Source organism: Streptomyces sp. NPDC001970, from assembly GCF_053594115.1.
Genome location: NZ_JBSFDW010000056.1, coordinates 1 through 23,046, shown reverse-complemented (window position 1 = coordinate 23,046; position 23,046 = coordinate 1). Strand labels below are relative to the sequence as shown.

Here is a 23,046-nt window from a genome sequence, read left to right as displayed (position 1 = left end):
CGGCCGACGCAGCGGTGTTGACCTGTCATGGTGCTGTTGACGTGCCAGGGCACCGACGTGTCAGTGGTTGACGTATCCGCCGTCCACCGGCATGACGACACCGGTCACGTACGAGGCGCGGTCGCTGAGCAGCCAGGCGACCGCCTCGGCGATCTCCTCGGGATCCGCCGTGCGGCCCTGCGGCGTCACCTCGTGGATCGCCTCCTCCAGCCCCGGGTTGCGCCCGAACCAGTCGGCGGTGATCTCGCTGCGCGTCGCGCCCGGGGCCACGGCATTGACCCGGATCCCCTGGCGTGCGTACTCCTCGGCCGCGGCCTTGGTGAAACCGACGACCGCGTGCTTGGACGCCACATAGGGGGCGGCGGCCGGAATGGCGACCAGACCGCCGACGCTGCTGTTGTTCACGATCGAACCGCCGCCGCCCTTCAGCAGCGCGGCGATCTCGGCCCGCAGGCAGTTCCACAGCCCGCGGACGTTGGTGTCGATGATGGTGTCGTACGTCTCGTCGGCCATCTCGTGCAGCGGCAGCTGGTCGCCGCCGATCCCCGCGTTGTTGAAGGCCCCGTCGATCCTTCCGTGGCGTTCCACCGTGGCCCCGACCGCCCTGCGCACATCCTCCGCGCGGGTCAGGTCGGCCACCACGTACGACGCCTCCGCCCCCTTGTCCTTCAGCTCGGCGACGACCGCCGAGAGCTTCTCCTCACGGCGCGCCACGAGCACGACCGCAGCCCCCTCACGAGCGAAGACATGCGCCGCAGCTGCTCCGATGCCGCTGCTCGCCCCCGTGATCAGAATGACTTTGCCGCGCAGTAATTCGCGTGTCTCGATCATGTGTTCAGTCTGTCATCGGCCCAACACGCCTCGTGCTACAACCATGTGAAACATGGTCGGAAAATTCGTGATATGCGCCACTTCAGGTCCGGCCTTCGTCCGGCCGAGCCCGGCCGTCGGACCCGGCGCGCGACGGCCTGCACGCCAGGGCCCCTAGCTGGCGAGCAGGGACTCCAGAAGCTGGTTCACTCCCGAGTCCGGGGCGCCGGAGTTCAGGGTGATGGTGGCGGCGTGGCGCTTGCCGCCGGCCCAGGCGGGGCGCCGCTGGAGTAATCCCGGCCGGGCGCCCGCGATCACGAGCAGGGGCAGTGAGCCGGTGGATTCGGCCAGCGGCTCCAGCAGGTCCAGCAGCGTGTCGTCGGCGTGGTGCACGTCGTTGACGACCACCACCAGAGGCGAGTCCGCGCAGGTCTTCCTGAGGAACTGCCGCCACACCTCCATGGTCTCCCGTTCATCGATGCGGTGGTGGGCGAGGTTGTCGTCCGGGTCGACCAGGGGGCTCAGCCTGGTCCGCAGCCACCGGGCCGACTCGACGTCCACCGCGGCCCGTTCGATCGCCTCGCGAAGCTTGTCCCTGACGGTCTCGGAGGAGTCGCCCTCCAGCATTCCGCAGTACGAGGAGAGGATCTCGGCGTGCAGCGCGACCGGGCTCCGCCGCAGCTGGGGCGGAGCGCTCCAGAAGAGGAACTGCCCGGCCTCGGGACTCCGGCTCATGGCCTGGCGCTGGAACTCCGTGAGCACACGGGTCCTGCACCCGTCGGAGTCCGCCAGCACCGTGATCAGGTGCGGCATCGCCCGCCGGCGGGTGCGCTCGAGAATCCCGCGCATCAGGTCCAGTTCGCTCTCGTGCTCCCTGACCAGCGAGGGATGTACCGCGCCTTCGGCCTCCCCGGTCGTGGCCGACTCCACCGTCCGCCACCGGGACGGCGAACCGCTCACCCGCTCGTAGGCGATCGCCGATCCGGTCGCCCGGTACGTCTCGTCGCAGACCTGGATCTCACCCGGGGCCGCCAGAGCCAGCAGCGACTGGCACACGTCCAGCAGCGCCCCGTTGACCGACGGCGGAGCCGTCCTTTCCTCGGGCCGGCGTACGAGCGCCTCGCCCGTCGCCACCGCGGTGCGGACGAGCAGGCCGCCCTCCAGAGGGTGCGGGGAGGAGTCGTCAGGCTCCGGGTCCACCTGGAGCCGAAGCGAACGGTGGATGGCTGCCGCCGCCCGCACCGCCCGCTCGGCGCCGTCCTGATGGTCGTGGCAGACCTCGAACAGCCCGAGCGACACGGAGCCCATCGAGGCGGCGACGACCCCACCCGACTGCTCGATCTTCTCCCGGATCAGGGTGGCCACGTGTTCGAGGACCTTGTCGACCCGCTCGGCCGGGGCCGCCTGGTACTCGTGTCCCAGCTGGGCGCGTACGAGGACCACGCTGACGTTCTGCCGCTCGGCCACCGGGGCCGGGTCCGGAGCGGACGCAGCCGACTGCGTCAACGCCTCGGCTCCGTTCGCCTTGCTCGCCGTGCTCGCCTTGTGCGCCGTGGCCGGCCGATCGGTCCCGTCCCACCCGGTGGCGCTGTCGGCCCGCTCGGCGCTGAGGGCACCGGCGGGCTCTTCCGGCCGCTCGACGCGCGGCGTCCACGTGCCGCCGGAGATTCGGTCGCGGTGGGTCACGCGCTCCGGCGCCATGGTCTCCGGCAGCTGCAGCGACGGGTCGTGCGTGAGGATGGCCTGCTGCAACTGCCTCAGTTCGCGGCTCGGTTCCAGACCGAGGCCCTCGACGAGGGCGGCGCGGACCCTGCCGTAGACACCCAGGGCGTCGGCCTGCCGCCCGCAGCGGTACAGCGCACGCATGAGCTGGCCGCACGAACGCTCGCGCAGCGGCTCGCTCTCGACCATCGATTCGAGCGCTCCGAGGACGGCGAGATGGCGACCGCACGCCAGCTCCGCCTCGAAGTAGTCCTCCTGGACGTCCAGCCGGGCATTCTGAAGAGCCGTCAGTTCCGGCCAGTGGATGCCCGTCTCCGCGAGGTCCGCGAGGACGGGGCCGCGCCACAGGGCCAGGGCGTCCCGCAGGAGCGAGGCCGCCGCCTCCGACTCCCCGGCGGAGAGGGCGGCCCGCCCGTCTTTCACCCACTGCTGGTAGAGATGCAGGTCGACCCGCTCGGGGTCGACGCGCACCAGATAGCCGGGGGCCTGCGTCAGCAGCACCGCCGCCGGGTCGGACCGGCCGTCCGTGGACAGCGCCCGGCGCAGGCCCCAGACGGCGTTCTGCAGGATCTTCCGCGAGGTCGCGGGAGCGTCTCCGACGCTCCACAACGCCCTGAGCAGCCGGCTGGTCGGGACGACCTGATTGGCGTGCAGCAACAGGAATCCCAGTGCCGCGCGCTGCTTGGCGCCGCCCAGCTCGATCGGCCGATCCCCGGCCACAGCCTCCAGCGGGCCCAACACCCTGAAACGCATAGCTCCCCCCAGCTCCCGCGAGTCATCAGTCCTTTCGCACAGTACAAACCGACCAGATGTTTTGTCAAAGCTCTACCTGATGGCCCTGAAGTGCGTACATCGAGGACAATATGCCCCTGAACTGGGGAGACTGTCCAGTCAAAACAGAACCGTACGGTTTGTTTCGCTGTCATTAATGTTCCGTCAGGCCAGCCGACGGATCCACATGCACACCTCCCGCAGGGCGCCCGCCACGTGGTCTATCTCGGCGTCGGTCAGCTGGACCGAGGGCTCGAACCGCAGCGTGTTCACCGCGCTGGCCGTGGGGAAGGTGCGGATCCGGTGGTCCTGGAGCAGTCGGCCGGCCAGGACATAGCCGAACAGGCCTGCCCGTGCCGGCTCCCGGAGGGCCTCGCTCGCCGCGTCCGCCTGGTCCCGGAACTCCAGGCCGGCGATCAGGCCCCTGCCTCGTACGTCCTTCACGACGTCGGGGAATTCGGCCCGCACCGACTCCAGCGCGGCCAGCAGCCTGCCGCCGAGCTCCGCCGCCCGGCGGTAGAGCCGTCCGCCGTCCGCCTCCAGCAGTTCCAGCACCTTGAGCGCGATCAGGGTCGAGAAGCCGTCCTTGGCGAAGGTCGAGCTGTGGACCATCTCGAACTCCCGGCGGTAGCGCGCCTCCCGGACGAGCATCACCGACGTCTTGGCGAGCCCCCCGCCCAGGCTCTTGGCCAGGACGTAGTAGTCGCCGCGCAGCCCGATCTGCGACCCGGCGAGGAAGGAGCCGGTGCGGCCCATGCCGCTCTGGATCTCGTCGACGATCACCGGGCAGTCGATCTCCGCGCAGATCCGCTGGACCTCCTCGGCGAACGCGCGGGAGACCTCGCGGATGCCGCCCTCGCCCTGAATGGGCTCCAGGACGAAGGCGCAGAAGACGGGGGCGGGCCGCTCGACGGTCCGTACGACGCCGTTCTCGACCACGAGGTCGAGCAAGATGCCGCGCTCCTCGTCGACGATCTTCCGCAGGGTCTCGGGCTGGTCGAGCGGGACGAACCTGGCCTGCGCGGCGAGCGCCCTGAACGGCGCCCGGTACCCCTCGTTGTGGGTCAGCTGCACACTGCCCACGAGCTTTCCGTGGAAGGAGCCCTCCGGCGCCAGGAGGACCGGCGGCCGGGAGAACTGCTCGGCGTTCGCGCGGGTGAGTGCGGCAATCAGCTCGTCGAAGTCCGCGATGTCCGCACGGCCCGCACGGCCCGTGCCGTCACCGTCGTCACCGCCGCCCGCGACGACCGCACTTCCGCCACTCACGGCGGCGCGCGCCTGCTCGACGTGTACCGCGATCTCCTCCCCGATCGCCCCGAGCCGCATGACGCGGTCCATCTCGGCGTGCTTGACCGCGGCCTCGACGGCCTCCGCCCCGGTGCTGGCGAAGATGGCGTAATACGGTTCGTCCGTGCCGAGTTCGCGGTGGATGATCCGGTTCAGCTCGGCGGCGAGTTCGTTCGCCGGCGAATGCCGGGAGAACTGTGTGAGGACCGGTATCCGGGCCTCCAGAAGCGACGTGGCGTAGGCGGTGATCTCCGGGTTGTTGTGGCCGAGCAGCAGCGAACCGTAGCCACCGGCCAGGTCCAGGACCGAGAACTCACGACCGTCCTCGTCCACCGAATACAGGGTGTTGCCCTCGGCGCGGCTGTACTCGATATCAAGGCCGGCCGACGACAGCACCGAGAGCAAATAGGGCTCGGCCAAATCCGGTTGTATGGGTCCAGAATTCATGGTGTCCCCTCGTGGACTCTGTGTTCCTGGCGCTCGGGAACCGTAACGGAGCGCTGTCCCGTTTTTCTCTGCGCCCGGTCACGCCGGAACCACTGTCCGGCCCGCAGGCGCCCGGTGAGCCTGCGGTTACCACTGAGTGCCCCTTCGGAAAGATGCGTCGTGAAGACTGGCGGCAATTGAGATGGTTCCGAATTCAGAAGAGGTGACATGAATTCTGTATCCGCTGGCCTCGATACCGGAACAGTGTCGGTCGCACAGTCCGTGGAGCCCCGGCTGCTGCGGGATGTGATGTCCCAATTCGCCACCGGGGTCGTCGTGATCACCGTCGGCGGCGACCACATTCACGGAATGACCGCCAATGCCTTCAGCTCCGTTTCCCTCGATCCGCCCGCAGTGCTGTGCTGTGTGGCGCACAGCGCGGTGATGCACGGCGCCATCACCGCGGCGGGACGCTTCGCCGTGTCGATCCTCGGAGCCGACCAGCAGGATCTGTCCCGGCACTTCGCCGACAAGAAGCGCAAGCTCGGCCCGGCCCAGTTCGACGGTGTCGGCTGGCGCCGCGGGGCCCGCACCGGGGCCCCCGTGCTGTCGGGCTCGCTCGGCTGGCTCGAGTGCGAGCTGACGGGCTCGCACGAAGTGGGCGACCACTCCATCTTCATCGGCCGAGTGCTGGACGCCGGCCGCTCCTCCGACCGCCCTGGGCTGCTGTTCTTCGGCGGCGCCTACCGGCAGGTCGCGCCCACCACCGAGTAGGGCGCCCCCTCTCCCCTCTCGTCGTACGGATGCAGGCGCCCGGCCAGGTTTCCCGGCCGGGCGCTCTGCGTGTGCCCGGACGGGCCCGGCAGCCTCAGACGGAACGTGCTCCTGCTCGGGTGGAGAGCAGGAGCACGCGGCCGGTTCGGTCCGTCCGTCCGTCCGTGGGTCCGGACGTCGATCAGAGAAACGGGGTCTCCGGATCGAGGCCGAGGAGCACGCGCCCCTGGACCTCCAGGTTGGTGCTGAGCAGCAGCATGCCGTGGAGGGCGAGGCCCTGGGCGTCACGGTGGAACCGCTGCAGCGGGACGCTGCGCTGGATCACCGAGGCGCCACCGGCGTTGTAGAGGATCTCCACCGCCTCCTTCGCCAGGTGGATGGCGAACGCCGCCTTGCCCCGTACGTCGGCCTTCTCGGCGTCCGTCGGTTCCGCGGCGGCGTCGGCGCGCTCCTGGAGGAGCGTCAGGATCTGACCCTGCAGGCCCTCGGCGGCGGCCAGCTTGTTGGCCGCGGTGGCCACCTGGATCTGCGTGAGGGGGTGCTGGGACTGGTCGTTCCAGTTGGTGTATGTGATGCCACGGCCCGGGACGCGCTCCAGGAAGAGCTCGTAGGCCCCGCGGGCGACGCCCAGGTACGCGGCGGCGCACACCGCCATGATGTAGGAGAACAGCCGGTACCTGCGGCCCGGCGTCACCTCGGCGTCGCGGCCGGGGGTGGTGTTGAAGATGGCGTCGCCGTAGCCGATGACCCGGTGCTCGGGGACGAAGACGCCCTTGGCCGTCGTCGTCGATGAGCCGGTGGCCGACGCCGACGAGGTGTTCCAGTCGTCGGAGACGGTGAACTCGGACATCGGCAGGATCGCGATCAGCTCCTCGTGGGAGCCGTCAGGCCGCTCGCAGATCGCGGCGGCGATGTTCCAGTCCGCCGCCCGGCAGCCGGAGTTGAACCGCCAGGTGCCGTCGAGGACGTAACCGCCCTCGGCCGGCGTGAGCGTGCCGCTCGGGGTGAAGCCGCCGGAGATACGGACGGGCCCGGACCCGAAGATCTCCTCCTGTGCCCTGTCGGGATAGAGCGTGGCCAGCCCGACGGAGGAGACCCAGACCATCGCGAGCCACGCGGTGGACCCGCAGCCGCGACCGATCTCGCTCAGGACCCTGCACTGGTCCTCCACCGAGAAGTCGAGCCCGCCGAACCGACGGGGCATGGCCGTCCGGAAGACACCGGCCTTGTCCATCAGGTCGATGTTCTCGTCCGGGATCCAGCGGTTCTCCTCAGCCCGCTGCCCGTTCTCGCGGAGGGTCGGCACGATGTCCCGCACTGCTTCCAGCACGGACCCGACCTCGATGTCAGTCATGAATTCCTTTTCCTCCAGATCGGATGTGGTCCGGTCCGTTTCACACGGGCAGTTCGTCGGCCACGGGACGGTCGATCGCCATCATCCACTTGCCGTTCGGCTCCCGGGTCAGGACGTCGGTGCACGTACCGTGGATCTTCTGCCGCTCCCCCTCGTCATTGGCGATTTCGAGGTTGAAGTCCACGACGACGAGGATGGTGTCGCCCGCGGTGTAGGAGTATTTGATGGTGGAATCCAGGGACGGCCCTGTGGCCAGGAGTTCCTTGATGGCCTTGGTGCGCTCGGGACCGCTCAGCGGCTTTCCGGAGAGATTGGATATCGCGTCGTCGCGGTAGAGCCGGTCGAATGCCGCCCCGTCGCCCGAGTTGAAGGCACGCAGGAAGACCGCATTCTGAATCTCGCTGTCACCGGTGAGTTCGAGGTTGTAGAGATCGGTGTCCACGGACATGATGAGCCTGCTCCCAACTTCTTGGAAGATCTTCTTGGCGGATGGGACCGGAACGTGAATGGGACGCTATCGAGATCGGTCCATCATTCGGTCATCACGGCCTCACTGGGCCAGTGCCGCGGCCTGGTCGGCGGCGCGGAATCCGGATTCGACGGCGCCCTCGATGAACGATCCGCTCCAGCCGGTCGCGATGTCCGCTCCCGCGAAGACCATCCGGCCGTGCGGCTGCTGGATCGCGGGGAGCTGCTTCAGCATCTGGCCCGGGCGACGCAGACCCCAGCCGCCGCGCGACCACTGGTCCTTGTGCCACTCCTGGTACCTGTATGCCACGACGGTGGCGCCGGGTATGTACTGGCGCACCGCGTTCTGGACGGCCGTCTTGCTGGCCACGTCGAGCGAGGGGCCGGCGAAACCGATCATCAGCCGTCCGCCGCCGGGCAGCCGGCGCTCCGGAATCAGCATCGGCAGCGGCGAGGTCTCGGTGCCCTGGCCGTACACCGCGTCGACCTGGCCGCCGAGCTGGATCCAGAGCTTCGTGCCGAGCGGGACCCCGACGCCCTCCTGGGTCGCCGTGGCGTGCACGGACGGCAGGCCCGGGTTGAAGGTGATGGTCTTCCACACGTTGACCGGCACCGCGACGACGACCGCGGAGGCGTTGAACACCTGCCCGCTCGCGGCCTTCACCCGCACCCGGTTGTACTGCTCGGTGATCGCCGTGACGGGCGTGCCGAGGCGCACGTTGGCCGTCGATCCCGCGAGCATCTTCTGCAGGAGCGCGGTCATACCGGTGGTGGGCTTGAAGCCCATCTGGTTGTGCCAGCCCTCGAGACTCCAGTTGCCGAGCGCCCACCACTGGGCCAGCGCGGTCAGCGCTCCGCGGGAGTTGTCGCCGCCGACGTACCCCGCGGTGTAGCCGGCGAGCCACTTCGTGTCGAGGTCGTCGAGGCCGAGCTGCGCGATGCGGTCGCGGAAGGACAGCGGGTCCACGTTCTTCAGCAGATCCTTGCGGTACAGCGGGTCGTGGGGGCGCGGGAAGTACTGCTCCGCGCCGGCGAAGAACTTCGTCAGCAGCCCGTCCATGCGGGCCCCCGCCTCGGCGGGCGTGAGGGTCTGGAAACCGTTCGCGGCCGGCATGACCGAGCTGGTGTTCGCGAGCTCCGGGACGGTCGTGATGCCGTAGCGCTGGAACTCCTTGGTGACGAGCGTGTGGTCGGGGCTGACCCAGCTGCCGCCGAGGTCGATCTGCTGGCCGGCGAACGTGTCGGTCCAGATGCGGCCGCCTATGCGGTTGCGCGCCTCCAGGACCACGACGTTCAGGCCCTTGGCGCTCAGTTCGCGCGCCGCGGTGCCGCCCGCGTACCCGGCGCCGACGACAACGACGTCGGTCATCACGTCATCGGCCGCCCGGCTGGTGCCGGCGGTGGCGACGCCGATCGCCGAGGCGGCGGTGGTCGCGGCGGTCGCCTTGAGGAGCGAGCGGCGCCCGATGGTGCGGGGGGCCGTACTCCGCTCCGAGGAGGTGCGAGAACTCATGACGTCACCTGTTTCCGTAGGTTGCGGGCAGCCGCGTCAGCAAAAGCGGCTGAGTGGTTTGTTTTTGGCCTACGGAAACCTACAGGCGGGCCAGGAACTCGCGGTCGCCCACGGGTAATTGGAGGGTTTGTCTCCGTCCTTGTGCGGGAAGAAGAGGCGTCCGCAACCCGGCATCCGGCCCGCCGCCCGCCGCCCGCCGCCCGCCCAAGGGAACGTCCGATCCCGGTGCCGGACCGGGCCTTTGCGGCCGGCCGGCACCGGGATCGGATCGGCGTCGGATGTTGCATGCACGGCTGGAACGTGTGCGGCGGCTCCCTACCGCTCGGCGACGGCGGGCTGCGCCGGCCTCACCGGCTCGTCCGCGGCGGCGAGGGGCTCGTCCGCGGGCGCTTCGGGTGCGGCGGAGCCGGTCGGCGGGACGTGGCGCAGCATGGTGACCGCGAGGACCGCAAGAGCGGTGACCAGCACCGCGTTGATGACGGCGATGGTGTTGAGCCCGGACGCGAAGGCCTCGCGGGCCGGGGTGATGATCCGGTCGGCCAGCGAGCCGGGCAGGCCCTGGGTGGCTTCGAGCGCCTTGGCGAGGGTGTCGCGGGTGGCGTCGGCGACGGAGGCCGGGGTGTCGGCCGGGAGTTCGCCGGTGACCCCGTTGCGGTAGACGGTGGTCCCCAGGCTGCCGAGGGCGGCGATGCCCACGGCCAGACCGAAGTCGCTGCTGGTCTGCTGCAGGGCGGAGGCGGCGCCCGCCTTCTCCTCGGGTGCGGAGCCGACGATGAGGGACACGCTCATCGCCATGATGGGCGCGATCCCGGTGTAGACGAAGCTGAAACCGACGAGGACGTAGGCCAGTCCGTTGTCGGCCGGGTCGGCCTGGGTGAGGATCACATAGCCGATGGCCGAGAGGATCAGGCCGATTCCGGTGACCGTGCCCGGCCGCAGGCGGCGGGCCAGGACGGGGGCGAGCATCGACGAACCGATGAGCAGACCGGCGGCGGGGAGCAGCCACAGACCGGCGTGCAGCGGGGAGAGCCCGGCGACCATCTGCAGGTACTGGGTCACGAAGAGGTAGATGCCTCCCATCGCGACGGCGGCGAAGAGCATGACACCCAGGGCGACGCTGAAGGCGCGGCTGCGGAAGAGGCTCAGGTCCAGCATCGGGTCGTCGAGCCGCAGCTGGCGGCGGGCGAAGAGGACGCCGAAGACGAGGCCGACGACGACGGCGATCACCGACGCGGTCTCCACCCCGTACTTGGCGATCTCCTTGACGCCGTAGACGATCGGCAGGATCGCGGCCAGGGAAAGCAGGACGCTGACGATGTCGATGCGGCCGGCGTTCTCGTCCTTGTGCTCGGGAAGCAGGACCGGTCCGGTGATCAGTAGCAGCACCATGACGGGTACGGCGACGAGGAAGACCGAGCCCCACCAGAAGAACTGCAGCATGGCGCCGCCGACCACCGGGCCGAGCGCGATGCCCACCGAGAAGCTGGCGGCCCAGATGCCGATGGCGGTGCCGCGCTCCTTGGCGTCCTGGAACATGTTGGTGATCAGGGCGAGGGTGGAGGGCATCAGCGTCGCGCCGGCGATGCCGAGCAGGGCGCGGGCGGCGATGAGCATCTCCGCGCTGTTCGCGTAGGCGGCCAGCACCGAGGCGATCCCGAAGGCCGTGGCGCCGCCCAGCAGCAGCTTGCGGCGGCCGATGCGGTCACCGAGGCTGCCCGCGGTGACCAGGAATCCGGCGATCATGAACGCATAGATGTCGATGATCCACAGCATCTGGGTGCTGCTCGGCTCGAGTGCGGCTCCCAGATGGGGTACGGCGAGGTGCAGCAGGGTCACGTCGAGGGACAGCAGGATGCTGGGCAGCGCCAGCATCGCCAGCCCTGCCCATTCACGCCGTCCGGCGCGCGGAGTGGGTGAGACAGCATTCGCAGACATGGCAATGGCCTTCCGTCCTCGTGTCCAAGGTGTTCGGGTGTTCGCGCGTTCGGGCGTTCGGGTGTTCGGGTGTTCAAGAGGGCTGCCGGACCCCGCTCGCACGGGGTCCGACGTGTGATCGGTCAGGCTTTGATCAGGCGCGGAGTGATCGGGCGCGGTGGTCAGTGGGCGGCGCTGAGCAGGCCCTGCGCGAAGCCGCCGTCGACGGGGAACTCGACGTTGGTGGTGAAGGTCGCGTCGGCGGCGAGGAACAGCGCGGCCGCCGCGACCTCCTCGACCGTGCCGTTGCGCCGCAGCGGAGTCGTCTCGTCACCCTGCTTCTCGAACTCGCGGCGCTCCTCGTCCGTCAGTCCGGCGACGCCCATGGTCGGGGTCTTGATGAAGCCGGGGGCCAGCGAGTTCACCCGGATCTTGCGGGGCAGGAACTCCGCCGCGAGTACATGGGCGAACGCCCGCACCGCGTCCTTCGACGCGGAGTAGGCACTGATGCCGGGGTAGATGAGGTCGTTGGCGACCGTGGTGAAGACGATCGAGCCGCCGTCGTTGATGAGGGGCGACAGGCTCTGCACCGTGAAGAAGGCACCCTTGGTGTTGACGTTGAAGTGCCGGTCCCAGGACTCCTCCGTCACCTCCTCGAGGCTCTGCACCTCGGCGATGCCGTGGTTCACGAAGAGCCAGTCGACACGCCCCAGCTTCTCCTGCGCGAAGTCGGCGAGGGCCTTGATGTCGGCCATGCTGGCGGCGTCGGAGCGCACGACGTGCGCCTCGCCGGACTTCACCTCGGTCCGCGCCTCCTCGATCTTCTTCTCGTTGCGGCCGGTGAGGACGACCTCGGCTCCTCCCTCGAGCAGCGCCTTGACGATCGCCAGGCCCATTCCGTGCGTCCCCCCGGTGACGACGGCCTTCTTGCCCGCGAACCTGCTCATGGTTGTCTCCCTGTTCACGTGTGGTGCCTGCGATCTGTGGCGCCGGGGTCTTCCGGCGGGAGCAACCCTGCGGGCGGGCCCTTGAGGTCCGCTGTCGGAACGCTGTCGGAACGCCGGCGGTGCACCGCCGGAGGTGCTGCCGGTGCGCTGACACACCAGGCGATGACCGGCCCGCACTACGGTGACTGGCATGCGTTTCGGGGTACTGGGTCCGTTGGCCGTCTGGACGGCGGACGGCGAACTTGTCGTCGTACCGGAGTCCAAGGTCCGGGCTCTGCTCGCGGCTCTGCTCGTGGACCCGGGCCGGGTCGTCTCCGCGGACCGGCTCGTCGAGGACCTCTGGGGCGAGGAGCCGCCGGCCAACCCCGCCGGAGCGCTGCAGACCCGGGTGTCGCGGCTGCGGCGCGCCCTGACCCGGGCCGGGGGCCGGGACCTCGTGGTCCACCGCCCGCCGGGGTATCTGCTGGGCGTCGCGGACGCCGCGGTGGACTCGGACCGGTTCGTCGCGCTGACCCGCCGGGCCCGTACGGCGGACGGTGCGCGCGAGCGGGCCTCTCTGCTGACCGAGGCGCTGTCGCTGTGGCGCGGGCCCGCGTTCGCCGACTTCGCGGACGAGCCGTTCGTCCGTGCGGCGGTCGCCCGGCTCGAGGAGCAGCGTCTGCTGGCGCTGGAGGAGCAGGCAGAGGCCCGCCTGGAGCTGGGCGAGCACAGCCTGCTGGCCGGGGAGCTGGGCGATCTCGCGGGCCGGCATCCGCTGCGGGAGCGCCTGCGCGCCGCCCACATGCGTGCGCTGTACGGGGCGGGGCGCCCGAGCGAGGCCCTGGACAGCTACCACGAGCTGCGCCGCCGCCTGGACGAGGAGCTGGGCCTCGAGCCGGGCCCTGAGCTGGTGGCACTGCACCGGGAGATCCTGCGGCAGGACCCGGGCCTGCTGGCGACGCCCGTGGATGCCGCGACGCCGACCCGTCCCCGTACGAACCTGCCCACCCCGGTGACCGATCTGATCGGGCGGTCGGAGTCGGTGTCCGAGGTCCGCGGCGTGCTGGAGTCCGGCAGGCTGGTGACCCTGACCGGCCCCGGCGGGGTCGGCAAGACACGGCTCGCCGTGGAGATCGCGACCCGGCTGGCCGGGTCCTTCGCGGACGGTGCCTGGCTGGTGGAGCTGGCCACACAGGCGCATCCCGCCGAGCCAGGGCCTGCCGACTCGGTGGACGCACTGGCCGAGGTGGTCGCCGCCACCCTGGGGATACGCGACGACACGAGCCCCGGGCCCATGCCCGCCGGGCGGCCCCACACGCTGATCGACCGCCTGGCCGGGGCGCTGCGCGGAAAGCAGCTGCTGCTGGTCCTGGACAACTGCGAGCACGTCGTCGAACCGGCCGCGCGGCTGGCGGAGGCGCTGCTGCGGGGCGCGCCGGACGTACGGATTCTGGCCACCAGCCAGGAGCCGCTGGACATCGCCGGCGAGCGACTGTGGTCGGTGCCGCCGCTGGATCTGCCGGGGGCCGCCGCCGCGCCGTCGGTGCTGCGGCAGTCGAGCGCGGTCCAGCTGTTCGAGGCGAGGGCGGCGGCCGTGTCGCCCGGTTTCGCGATCACCGAGGAGAACGCGGGTGCGGTGGCGGCGATCTGCCGGCGTCTGGACGGGATTCCGCTCGCCCTGGAGCTGGCCTCCACACGGGTGCGGGTGCTGGGTGTGCAGGAGCTCGCGGAGCGTCTCGACGACCGGTTCCGGCTGCTGACGGGCGGACACCGGGGCGCTCCGGCGCGGCAGCAGACACTGCGGGCGATGATCGACTGGAGCTGGGAACTGCTCACGGCCGCCGAGCAGATCGTGCTGCGGCGGCTGGCGGTGCACTCCGACGGCTGCACGCTGGAGGCCGCCGAAACGGTCTGTGCCGGGGACGGCGTGAAGCCGTCCGAGGTGGTGGACCTGCTGGCCCGGCTCGTGGACCGCTCCCTGGTCCTGGTCGCGCACGACGCCGACGGTCCCCGGTACCGGCTGCTGGAGTCGATGGCGGCGTACTGCCTGGAGCGGCTGCGGGCGAGCGACCACGAGCAGGTGCGGCGCGCTCATGCCCACTACTACGTCTCGTTCGCGGAGGGCGCCGACGCGTTCCTGCGCGGCGCGGACCAGCAGCGGTGGCTGCGGCGGCTGGACGTCGAGACGGCGAACGTCCGCAGCGCGCTGGACGGCGCCGCGGTCGACGGTGACGCGGCCCTGGCGCTGCGGCTGGTGCGGGCGATGAGCTGGTACTGGTTCCTGCGGGGACGTCTGACCGAGGCGAAGCGTTCGCTGGCCATGGCGCTGGCCGTGCCTGGTGGTACGCCTGCCGGTGCGCCCGAGTCGCCGGGCGCACCTCGTGCGCCCGGCACTTCCGTGGAGCCGGCCGTGGTGTGGCGGGCCGGGATGAGCATGCTGTCGGGCGACGAGGCGGACCCCGCCTGGGAGGGCGGTGCCGTACGGACGCTGTACGAGGACATCGGCGACCCGCACGAGCGGGCCAGGGCGGGCTGGTTCCTCGGCTTCGCCATGACCAAGTTCGGTGACATGGCGGTGGGCGAGGACCTGACGGACCGGGTGCTGGCCGAGTTCCGTGCGCTGGACGACCGCTGGGGCATCGCGGCCGTCCTCAGCACGCGCGGCATGCAGCGGTACGTGTGCGGTGACCTGAAGCTGTCCCGGCGGGACGGTGAGGAGAGCCTGGCCCTGTTCCGCGAAGTCGGCGACCGATGGGGGCAGTTGCAGGCGATGGCGGTGCTCGGCAGGCTGGCGGAGATCGCCGGGGACTATGCGGCGGCGGGCCGCTGGCACCGGGACGGTCTGCGTGTGGCGGAGGACCTCGGGCTGTGGACGGAGGCGTCCGTCCGGTGGTCGGAACTCGGCCGGATCGCTCTGCTGACGGGGGACCATGCCCGCGCGGAGGAGTTCCATGAGCGGGGTCGCCGACTGGCGGTCGAGCAGGGGGACAAGCCGGCCGAGGAGTTCGCGGAGGTGGGGCTCGCTCTGGGCGCGCGGCGCCGGGGACGGCTGGACGAGGCGGAGGCCCATCTGCGGAACTGGCTGGAGTGGAACAGGCAGTTCGACGCGGAGTACGGTGCGGCGCTGATCCTTGCCGAGCTCGGCTTCATCGCGGAGCTGCGCGGGGACGCTCAGGGGGCGCTGGCCCTCCACGAGGACGGGCTGGCCGCGGCGCGGGACACCGGCGATCCGCGGGCGGTCGCCCTGGCACTGGAGGGACTCGCCGGTGCGCATGCGCTGGCGGGGCGTCATGCACAGGCCGCCCGGCTGCTGGGGGCCGCTGCGGCGGCACGCGCGTCGGTGGGCGCTCCACTGCCGGCGGCGGAGCGGGGCGATGTGGACCGGGTGACGGCGGTGGCGCGGGCGGCTCTCGGGGACGAGGACTTCGAGGCCGCGTTCGGCGCGGGCGCGGAGCTGGGATGGGGCGTGGAGCTGTCGTCGCTCTGCGGGTGACGGCTGCGCGCCCGGCCGTCCGCGGCAGGGACGGCTCACCGCCTCCATGACCGGCAGGGCCGTCATGGAGGCGGTGAGCCGTGGGTCGAGCAGGGGGACGTTACGCGGCGGCGGGGATGATGCCCTGGGCGAGGCCGCCGTCGACGACCAGCTCGACGCCGGTGGTGAAGGTGGCCTCGAAGGCGAGGAACAGCGTGGCCGCGGCGATCTCCTCGATCGTGCCGTGCCGCTTCATCGGGCTGATCTCGTTCATCTCCTTCTCGTGGGCGTCCTTCTCCTCGTCGGGCATCGCCGGGTATCCCATGGACGGGGTCTTGATCGGCCCCGGGCTCAGCGAGTTGACGCGGATGCCGCGCGGCATCAGCTCGGCGGCGAAGCCCTTGGCGAAGGTGCGCAGGGCCGCCTTGGCGCCGCCGTAGACCGTGATGCCCGGGTACCCCATGTCGTCGGCGATCGAGGTGGTGAAGAGCACCGCGCCGCCGTCGTCGATCAGCGGTGCGAGCTGCTGCACCGTGAAGAAGGCGCCCTTGGTGTTGATGTCGAAGATGCGGTCGTAGCCCTCCTCGGTGACCTGGTCGTAGGGCACGAGTTCGGCGATGCCGACGTTGACGTGGACGAAGTCGATGCGGCCGAGCTTCTCCTCGACGGTGCCGCGCAGCGCCCTGACCTCGTCGATGCGGGCGGCGTCGGAGCGTACGACGTGCGCGGCCCGGCCCTTCAGCTCGGCGCGCGCCGCTTCGATGTTCTTCTCGTTGAGGCCGGTGACGAGGACTTCCGCGCCCTCGTCCAGGAGGGCCTTGGCGACGCCGAGGCCCATGCCGTGCGTGCCCCCGGTGATGACGGCCTTCTTGCCCGCGTACTTGCTCATGACTCTCCTCGTCGGATGCGCGTGGTCTGATACGCGTGGTCGGATGCGCCTGCTCGGACGCGCCGGGACAGATGCGGCTGGTCGGATGCGGCTGGTCAGATGCGCTCGAGGACGACGACCGGAATGACACGGCGGGTCCTGGCTTCGTACGTGTGGTAGATGGGGGCCCGGTCGGTCATCAGCTTCCACAGCCGTGCCCGCTCCTCGCCCTCCGCGGTGGAGGCACGGACGGCGAACCTCTCCGCGAGGACCTGCACCTGTACCTCCGGGTTCGCGACCACGTTCAGGTACCACTGGGGATGCGTGTGCGTGATGGCCGAGCCGGATGCCACGAGGATGTAGCGGCCGTCGTCCTCGCCGAAGAACAGGCCGGTGCGGTAGAGGTTGCCGCTCCTGCGGCCCTTGTAGGTGAGGATGAGATTGGTGCAGCCGCCCTCCATGTAGCCGCTCTGGCCGTTGGTGGCGATGTAGCGGCGCACATGCTCCTCGACCGACCGGTCGGGGCTGTCTACGACCGGTGCGTCGGCATCCCAGGCTGACATTGCTGTTCTCCTTGTCCGGATCTCTACAACTCGATCCCGGCACTCTCGGCGGCCCCGGACGCCCGCAGGACGCGATGCATCAGGCCGGGCTCCAGGAGCGCGTCGGGGGCATCGACGAGGCCTAACACCCGCAGGAAGGCGCGGGTGACGTCCTCGTCGTGCACGGCGGCCTTCTGCACCAACGACATGTAGGCGAGGAAGAGCCGGGTCTTCGGGGTCCGCTCCCCCTCGACGCCGGGGAACGCCAGGTCGCCGCCGACCATCAGTTCCCACGGTCCGTCGACGGCCTCTCGGGCCAGGTCGCGGAGGTACTGCAGCGGGTCGAGCGGCGCGTCGGCCGAGACGTGCCGGCGGATGGTGAGCGCGGCGAGGGCGGCGACCGTCATGCCCTGCGCATAGGCCGGGTTGAAGCTGCACACGCCGTCGCCGGTGACCAGCAGGCCGTCGGGGAAGCGGGTCATGGTCTCGTAGCGGCGGCGCTGATTGGCGGGGAAGCGGTACGCGACGGGGTCGCCGACGGGTTCGAGTCCCTGGACCGCCTCGTGGACGTCCTGGAGTCGCAGGGACCGGACGAAGGCGTCGAAGCCCTCGGGATCGGCCGGGGGGTGGTCGCCGAGGATTCCGTACGCGGTGACGATCACCTGGCCGCCCTCCTGCTTCGCGGCGATCGCGCCGCGCGGAGCGGTGGGTGAGGAGACGACCGCGATGGATATCCCGTCCTTCTCGTAGGGGTCCTCGCGGATCCGGTAGAGGCGGGAGGCATAGCCCAGCCCGATCCTCCTGCGCTCCACCTCGACCCGCTCGTAGCCCAGCTCCTCGAGCCAGACGGGCGTGCGCGAACCGCGCCCCGTGGCGTCGACGACCAGGTCGGCGTCGAGGACCCGCGTCCCGCCTCCCTCCACGCCGTGCCGCGACACGCGGACGCCGGTGATCCGGCCGGCGTCGGCCGTGGCCTCCAGGCCTACGACGTCGTGCTCCTCGAGGAAGGAGATCCGCGGTGTTTCCAGGACCCGGTTCCGGACGTGCCTCTCGAAGAAGGGGCGGGTGACGGTCAGTGCCGTAAGACCGGTCTGCACCTTCGCCAGGCGCTTCCCGTTCAGATACCAGCGGATGTTCTCGCCCATGTCGCCGACCGCTCCGCCGTCGGCGACGATCTGCTTCGTCACTCCGGGAAACAGCTCTTCGATGATCTGCTGTCCCCGGGCCTGCAGTCCGTGCACCTGACGGCCCTGCGGCACACCGCGCCGAGGTTCGGTCACTCCGGCGAGTATGTCGCGGTCGACCACGACGACTTCGGCGTACGAGTCCGCCAGGACACGAGCCGCTAACAGTCCCGCCATGCTTCCGCCGAGCACGACGGCGCGGTTTCTCTTCTGATTCGGCATTGCGGCAACTCCCTTGAATCCTTGGGGGAGAATCGTCGACTGGCTCTCCCGGCCAAGGTATGCGGGGCCCGGCCACTACCGACTCACCGCGCTCATCAAGCATTGCAGACGCCGCCCACTGCACGGTAATCAACGGATCGTATGTCTTTTTCTCCCGAATAGATTACCGGGCCATGACCGCAGGAAATAGCGGGCACGGTTAGGTTGGCGCCAAACAGCCCCTACGCTTCCGCTCCTTCTGTCGAAGAGAGGCACCATGACAACTGATCGTGAATTCGACGCGATAGTCATCGGCGCCGGCTTTGCCGGGGTCACCGCCGCACGTGAGCTCAATGCCCGGGGGCTGCGGCCGCTCGTGCTGGAGGCGCGCCACCGCATCGGCGGGCGCACATGGACGGACACGTTCGACGGCGTGATGATCGAGTACGGCGGCGGCTGGTTCTCGCCCCGCCAGGAGCTCGCGACGAAGGAGCTCGGGCGGTACGGCATTCCGCTGGTCAAGGACGTCCTGCCGGTGCCGGAGTGGGCCGTCTTCCCCACCGGGGACGGGAAGCTCGAATCGTTCGACGGCGATGAGGCCCTGGGCCGCCTCGGCGAGTTGCTGACCATCATCTTCGAGGGCTCCGACGAACTCCTCCCCGATCCGCACGACCCGCTCGCCGCCGGGGAGACGATCCGGACCGTCGCCGGGCAGTCGCTGCGCGAGCGCCTCGACGGGCTGAAGCTCGCCCCGCGCGACGACAAATGGATCAACACGCTGGTGGCCGGCTTCTCCGGCGGCCACAGCAAGAACGGCGCGTACGAGGCCCTCGCCCAGTGGTGGCAGCTGGCGGGCGGCGAACTCGCCGGCTGGATCACCATCGAGGGCCAGGCCCCGGCATCCGGCATGTCGGCCCTGGCCCAGGAGATCCTCAACGACGCGCAGGCGCGGCTGCATCTCCACACGCCCGTCACCCGCATCGCCGACGACGGCCGGCTCGTGCACGTGACCACCGCGTCGGGGAAGCGGTTCTCCGCCCCGGTCGCCGTGGTCGCCACGCCCGCGAACATATGGCGGACCATCGACTTCGAGCCGGGCCTGCCCGCGGCGCACGCCGAGGTGGCCGCGCAGGGCATCAGCGTGCCGCACAGCAGCCGCGTCTGGTTGCGGGTGCGCGGCGACTTCGGTCCTGTGCATGTGCGCGACGACGAGGGCGGTCTGCTCACACCGATGTTCACGCACGCCGTGCTCGACAACGGCGAGCAGCTGCTGACGGGCTACAGCCAGCACCCGGACTTCGACCCGTCCCGGCCCGACCACATACGGGACCTGCTGGCCCGGCTGCTTCCGCAGGCCGAGCTCGTCGCCTACAAGGCGCACGACTGGGGCCGCGACCCGTACGCGCTCGGCGGCTGGGCGCTGCGCAGGCCCGGCCAGCTGGTCCGGCTTCCCGAGCTCCAGCAGCCGCACGGCCGTATCACCTTCGCCAACGACGGCATCGCGAACGGCTGGCACGGCTTTGTGGACGGCGCGATCGAGACCGGTTTCCGGGCGGCCGAGCAGGCGGCCGTGATCGCATCCAGGTGACCCCTGCAGGAACGACCGACAGAACTCCGAGCTCCGAGAAGGACAAGGACACAGGACCGTGGCGACGCGAGTAGAGGAATTCGCCGAACTGCAGGACGAGTTCCATCAGTACGTCAAGGACATCGTCTACTGTTCGCTGATCACCGTCGACAGGAAGGGCCGGCCGCGCGCGCGGGTGCTGCTGCCGATCTGGGAGGTCGTCGACGGCCGCCCGGTCGGCTGGATCGCCGCGTACAAGACGCCGGTGAAGACCGCCCACATCCGCAACAACCCGCATGTCACGTGCTCGTACTGGAATCCGCGGCAGAACGCCGCCTACGTCGACAGCGTGGCGCGGTGGGTGGAGGACGAGAACGTCAAGCGGGAGGTGTGGGAGCTGTACCGGAAGGGCTCCCCGCCCGGTGTCGGCTACGACCCGATCCACTACTGGAAGGGCGGGCCGACGGATCCGGAGTACGGGCTGCTGCGCATGGATCCGTTCCGTGTGCAGGTCCTGCGCGGCCGGGACATGAGAAGCAGGATCTGGCAGCCGGAGGATGCGGGCTGACGCCGAGGCGCAACAAACAGAACAAGCCGACAAGCGAACAAACGGACAGACGCAGAGGCGCACGGGCACACGGGCACACGGGCGCTCAGGCACACCGAAGCACACGAGGACGGCGTCCGGGGGGTTCCCGGACGCCGTCCTCGTTCGGCCTTGCTCGGCCGCGTTGCGCGGTGTCGTCGGAGCGCTCCGCTCAGACCTCGCTGAACGGCTCGTCGATCGCGTAACGCCATGTGCCGTCGCTGCCACGACGCAGGACATCGAGACCGACACCCTCGAAACGCTCCGGCGCCCCGTCCTTGTCCTTGCTCTCGATGTTCCAGTCCACGACGAGCAGGGCGGTGTCGGGCGTCACGTACGAGTGGCGGATCTTCGCCTCCATCTTCGGACCCGCCGCCAGGAATTCCCGGACGGAATCCTTCCGCTCCTGGCCGGAGAGCGGCTTGCCCGGCTCCCAGACCGCAACGGCCTCCTCCGTGTACATCTCGTTCACCGCGTCGACGTCGCCGGCGTTGAACAGCCGCACATAGTGCGCCACATGCTCCTCGACATCGCGCGTGCGCCGTGCACGAGCATCTGCAGTGTCCTGATTCGCTGCCATGGCGAATTACTCCCGCTCAATTGAGGGACAAGGCATTCCATGAACTCGGCGAAAACTTATCCCGCAGCGGCACACCGGCCATACATCGCCAGGTAATGCATTGAGTTACCGCCACATTACCGCGCACTGGCGGGGGCCAATGAATCTCCTAGTAGGGTCGGTGAAAGCCGAATACGAATCGAACTCTTAATGCTTTGTGGGGGTCAGCTGTGGAGCACAACGATTCGATCGCTGTCGTCGGGCTTTCCTGCCGGCTGCCGGGAGCGGCGGATCACACGGCCTTCTGGGAGCTCCTGCGCACCGGATCGAGTGCCGTCTCCGAAGCCCCCGAGGGCCGTTGGGCCTCGGAGGCCGGAGTCCCCGCAGGCCTGCGGGGCGGTTTCCTCGACGGCGTCGAGGACTTCGACGCCGGCTTCTTCGGGATCTCGCCCCGCGAAGCCGCCGCGATGGATCCACAGCAGCGACTGGTCCTCGAACTCACCTGGGAGGCCCTGGAGGACGCCGGGATCGTCCCCTCCAGCCTTCGGGACACCCCGACCTCCGTCTTCGTCGGCACCTTGCGCGACGACTACGCCGGCCTGCTCTACCAGTACGGGACCAAGGCCGTCACCCAGCACACGATGACGGGCGTGAACCGGGGCGTCATCGCCAACCGCGTCTCGTACCACCTGGGTCTGCGCGGCCCGAGCCTCACCGTGGACGCCGCCCAGTCCTCGTCGCTCGTCGCTGTCCATCTCGCCTGCGAGAGCCTGCGCAGCGGCGAGTCTGCGACGGCCGTCGCCGTCGGCGTCAATCTGAACCTCCTCGCCGAGAACGTCGTAACGGAGGAACGTTTCGGCGCGCTCTCGCCCGACGGCACGACCTATGCCTTCGACGCCCGCGCCAACGGCTTCGTGCCCGGCGAGGGCTGCGCCGTGGTGATCCTCAAGCCGCTGGCGCGTGCCCTCGCCGACGGCGACCGGATCCACGGCGTGATCCGCGCCGGCGCGGTCAACAACGACGGGGCCACCGAGGTCCTGACCCGGCCCAGCGCCGCCGCCCAGGAGCAGGTCCTGCGGCTGGCGTACGAGCGGGCCGGCGTCGACCCGCGGGCCGTCCAGTACGTGGAGATCCACGGCACGGGCACCCCGGTCGGCGACCCGGTCGAGGCGGCGGCGCTCGGCGCGGCCCTCGGCGCAGGGCGGGGCGCGGACTCGGCGCTGCGTGTCGGCTCGGTCAAGACCAACATCGGCCACCTGGAAGGCGCCGCGGGCATCGCGGGCCTGGTCAAGGTGCTGCTCGCCCTCTCGCACCGCGAGCTCCCGCCGAGCCTGAACTTCGAGACGCCGAACCCGCGGATTCCGCTGGCCGAGCTCGGCCTTGCCGTGCAGCGCGAACTGAGCGCGTGGCCGCAGCCGGACCGTGAACTGATCGCGGGCGTCAGCTCGTTCGGCATGGGTGGCACCAACTGCCATATGGTCGTCTCCGAGGCGCCTGACGCCGAACGGTCCCGGGCGGGCGAGTCGGCTCCGGCTGCCGCGGCGGCCACCTCTGTCCCGGCCTTCCCCGCTGTCCCCGCTGTGCTGCCCTGGGTGATCTCCGGGCAGAGCGACACTGCCCTGCGGGCCCAGGCCGAGCGTCTGACGGCCCATGTCGAGCGGCATCCCGGGCACAGCGCCGCCGACCTGGGCCTGTCGCTGGCCGCGTCCCGTACAGCCTTCGACCGTCGTGCCGTCGTGGTCGGTTCGGACGCGGCGCGGCTGATCGACGGTGTACGCGCTTTGGCGGACGGCATACCCGCCGCCGACGTGGTGACGGGCACGGCGGAGCCGGGGAGGACGGCGTTCCTGTTCACCGGGCAGGGCAGCCAGCGGACGGGCATGGGACGGGAGTTGTACAAGGCGTTCCCAGCCTTCGCCACCGCCTACGACGAGACCGTCGCCGCCCTCGACCCACTGCTCACACGCCCGCTGACCGACGTCATCACCAGCGGCGACGGCCTGGACAGCACCGAATACACCCAACCCGCCCTCTTCGCCATCGAAGTCGCCATGTACCGCCTCGTCGAATCCTGGGGCATCACACCCGACTACCTCACCGGA

General features: G+C 70.2%; 17 protein-coding genes. 5 read left to right on the top strand and 12 right to left on the bottom strand.

What is annotated here, in order from left to right; genetic code table 11:
* Positions 1-60: 60 nt before the first annotated feature.
* The 3 genes from ACWCP0_RS38845 to ACWCP0_RS38835 all read right to left on the bottom strand — a co-directional run bounded on the left by ACWCP0_RS38845 (position 61) and on the right by ACWCP0_RS38835 (position 5,037).
* Positions 61-831, bottom strand: a complete 771-nt coding sequence (locus ACWCP0_RS38845; protein WP_451083443.1) for an SDR family NAD(P)-dependent oxidoreductase — start codon at positions 829-831, stop codon at positions 61-63.
* A gap of 153 nt (positions 832-984) precedes the next feature.
* A complete protein-coding gene (locus ACWCP0_RS38840) occupies positions 985-3,285 on the bottom strand; it encodes a BTAD domain-containing putative transcriptional regulator (RefSeq protein ID WP_451083442.1) in 2,301 nt (766 codons plus the stop codon).
* Positions 3,286-3,468: 183 nt separating this feature from the next.
* Positions 3,469-5,037, bottom strand: coding sequence for an aspartate aminotransferase family protein (locus tag ACWCP0_RS38835; RefSeq protein WP_451083441.1), 1,569 nt, complete (start codon positions 5,035-5,037; stop codon positions 3,469-3,471).
* A 243-nt stretch (positions 5,038-5,280) separates the two neighbouring features.
* On the opposite strand from ACWCP0_RS38835, the gene ACWCP0_RS38830 reads away from it, so the two are divergent.
* On the top strand, positions 5,281-5,790 hold the full coding sequence (locus ACWCP0_RS38830) for a flavin reductase family protein (RefSeq protein WP_451083440.1): 510 nt from the start codon (positions 5,281-5,283) through the stop codon (positions 5,788-5,790).
* A gap of 181 nt (positions 5,791-5,971) precedes the next feature.
* On the opposite strand, the gene ACWCP0_RS38825 is transcribed toward ACWCP0_RS38830, so the two are convergent.
* The 5 genes from ACWCP0_RS38825 to ACWCP0_RS38805 all read right to left on the bottom strand — a co-directional run bounded on the left by ACWCP0_RS38825 (position 5,972) and on the right by ACWCP0_RS38805 (position 11,986).
* Positions 5,972-7,144, bottom strand: a complete 1,173-nt coding sequence (locus ACWCP0_RS38825) for an acyl-CoA dehydrogenase family protein (RefSeq protein ID WP_451083439.1) — start codon at positions 7,142-7,144, stop codon at positions 5,972-5,974.
* A gap of 40 nt (positions 7,145-7,184) precedes the next feature.
* Entirely contained in the window at positions 7,185-7,592 is a 408-nt protein-coding gene (locus ACWCP0_RS38820) for a YybH family protein (RefSeq protein ID WP_451083438.1), read from the bottom strand.
* Positions 7,593-7,694: 102 nt separating this feature from the next.
* Positions 7,695-9,125 (bottom strand): flavin monoamine oxidase family protein, encoded by a 1,431-nt coding sequence (locus tag ACWCP0_RS38815; protein WP_451083437.1) that lies wholly within the window; start codon positions 9,123-9,125, stop codon positions 7,695-7,697.
* A gap of 315 nt (positions 9,126-9,440) precedes the next feature.
* Positions 9,441-11,060 (bottom strand): MFS transporter, encoded by a 1,620-nt coding sequence (locus ACWCP0_RS38810; protein ID WP_451083436.1) that lies wholly within the window; start codon positions 11,058-11,060, stop codon positions 9,441-9,443.
* A gap of 161 nt (positions 11,061-11,221) precedes the next feature.
* Positions 11,222-11,986, bottom strand: coding sequence for an SDR family oxidoreductase (locus ACWCP0_RS38805; RefSeq protein ID WP_451083435.1), 765 nt, complete (start codon positions 11,984-11,986; stop codon positions 11,222-11,224).
* Between the two features lie 190 nt (positions 11,987-12,176).
* Between ACWCP0_RS38805 and ACWCP0_RS38800 the strand changes: the two genes are divergently transcribed.
* Positions 12,177-15,458 (top strand): BTAD domain-containing putative transcriptional regulator, encoded by a 3,282-nt coding sequence (locus ACWCP0_RS38800; protein ID WP_451083434.1) that lies wholly within the window; start codon positions 12,177-12,179, stop codon positions 15,456-15,458.
* A 100-nt stretch (positions 15,459-15,558) separates the two neighbouring features.
* On the opposite strand, the gene ACWCP0_RS38795 is transcribed toward ACWCP0_RS38800, so the two are convergent.
* From ACWCP0_RS38795 to ACWCP0_RS38785, 3 genes are all read right to left on the bottom strand, one after another.
* Positions 15,559-16,326 carry an SDR family oxidoreductase gene (locus ACWCP0_RS38795; RefSeq protein WP_451083433.1) on the bottom strand — a complete coding sequence of 256 codons (768 nt, stop codon included), beginning with the start codon at positions 16,324-16,326 and terminating at the stop codon, positions 15,559-15,561.
* 95 nt (positions 16,327-16,421) lie between these two features.
* Complete coding sequence (locus tag ACWCP0_RS38790; RefSeq protein WP_451083432.1) at positions 16,422-16,868, bottom strand: nitroreductase family deazaflavin-dependent oxidoreductase; 447 nt, start codon at positions 16,866-16,868, stop codon at positions 16,422-16,424.
* A 23-nt stretch (positions 16,869-16,891) separates the two neighbouring features.
* On the bottom strand, positions 16,892-18,253 hold the full coding sequence (locus tag ACWCP0_RS38785; protein ID WP_451083431.1) for an FAD-dependent oxidoreductase: 1,362 nt from the start codon (positions 18,251-18,253) through the stop codon (positions 16,892-16,894).
* Between the two features lie 256 nt (positions 18,254-18,509).
* On the opposite strand from ACWCP0_RS38785, the gene ACWCP0_RS38780 reads away from it, so the two are divergent.
* Positions 18,510-19,820 (top strand): flavin monoamine oxidase family protein, encoded by a 1,311-nt coding sequence (locus tag ACWCP0_RS38780; protein ID WP_451083430.1) that lies wholly within the window; start codon positions 18,510-18,512, stop codon positions 19,818-19,820.
* Between the two features lie 58 nt (positions 19,821-19,878).
* Entirely contained in the window at positions 19,879-20,367 is a 489-nt protein-coding gene (locus ACWCP0_RS38775) for a pyridoxamine 5'-phosphate oxidase family protein (RefSeq protein WP_451083429.1), read from the top strand.
* 190 nt (positions 20,368-20,557) lie between these two features.
* Here ACWCP0_RS38775 and ACWCP0_RS38770 read toward each other — a convergent pair whose 3' ends face one another.
* Positions 20,558-20,965, bottom strand: a complete 408-nt coding sequence (locus ACWCP0_RS38770; protein ID WP_451083428.1) for a YybH family protein — start codon at positions 20,963-20,965, stop codon at positions 20,558-20,560.
* Positions 20,966-21,174: 209 nt separating this feature from the next.
* Here ACWCP0_RS38770 and ACWCP0_RS38765 point away from each other — a divergent pair.
* Positions 21,175-23,046, top strand: a 1,872-nt coding sequence (locus tag ACWCP0_RS38765; protein WP_451083427.1) for a type I polyketide synthase, incomplete at its 3' end; no start/stop codon positions are given.

Coding starts and splice junctions, on each gene's coding strand:
- ACWCP0_RS38780 (WP_451083430.1), top strand. CDS start 18,510: ATGACAACTGATCGTGAATTCGACGCGATAGTCATCGGCGCCGGCTTT.
- ACWCP0_RS38800 (WP_451083434.1), top strand. CDS start 12,177: ATGCGTTTCGGGGTACTGGGTCCGTTGGCCGTCTGGACGGCGGACGGC.
- ACWCP0_RS38815 (WP_451083437.1), bottom strand. CDS start 9,125: ATGAGTTCTCGCACCTCCTCGGAGCGGAGTACGGCCCCCCGCACCATC.
- ACWCP0_RS38810 (WP_451083436.1), bottom strand. CDS start 11,060: ATGTCTGCGAATGCTGTCTCACCCACTCCGCGCGCCGGACGGCGTGAA.
- ACWCP0_RS38790 (WP_451083432.1), bottom strand. CDS start 16,868: ATGTCAGCCTGGGATGCCGACGCACCGGTCGTAGACAGCCCCGACCGG.
- ACWCP0_RS38845 (WP_451083443.1), bottom strand. CDS start 831: ATGATCGAGACACGCGAATTACTGCGCGGCAAAGTCATTCTGATCACG.
- ACWCP0_RS38820 (WP_451083438.1), bottom strand. CDS start 7,592: ATGTCCGTGGACACCGATCTCTACAACCTCGAACTCACCGGTGACAGC.
- ACWCP0_RS38840 (WP_451083442.1), bottom strand. CDS start 3,285: ATGCGTTTCAGGGTGTTGGGCCCGCTGGAGGCTGTGGCCGGGGATCGG.
- ACWCP0_RS38795 (WP_451083433.1), bottom strand. CDS start 16,326: ATGAGCAAGTACGCGGGCAAGAAGGCCGTCATCACCGGGGGCACGCAC.
- ACWCP0_RS38835 (WP_451083441.1), bottom strand. CDS start 5,037: ATGAATTCTGGACCCATACAACCGGATTTGGCCGAGCCCTATTTGCTC.
- ACWCP0_RS38825 (WP_451083439.1), bottom strand. CDS start 7,144: ATGACTGACATCGAGGTCGGGTCCGTGCTGGAAGCAGTGCGGGACATC.
- ACWCP0_RS38805 (WP_451083435.1), bottom strand. CDS start 11,986: ATGAGCAGGTTCGCGGGCAAGAAGGCCGTCGTCACCGGGGGGACGCAC.
- ACWCP0_RS38785 (WP_451083431.1), bottom strand. CDS start 18,253: ATGCCGAATCAGAAGAGAAACCGCGCCGTCGTGCTCGGCGGAAGCATG.
- ACWCP0_RS38770 (WP_451083428.1), bottom strand. CDS start 20,965: ATGGCAGCGAATCAGGACACTGCAGATGCTCGTGCACGGCGCACGCGC.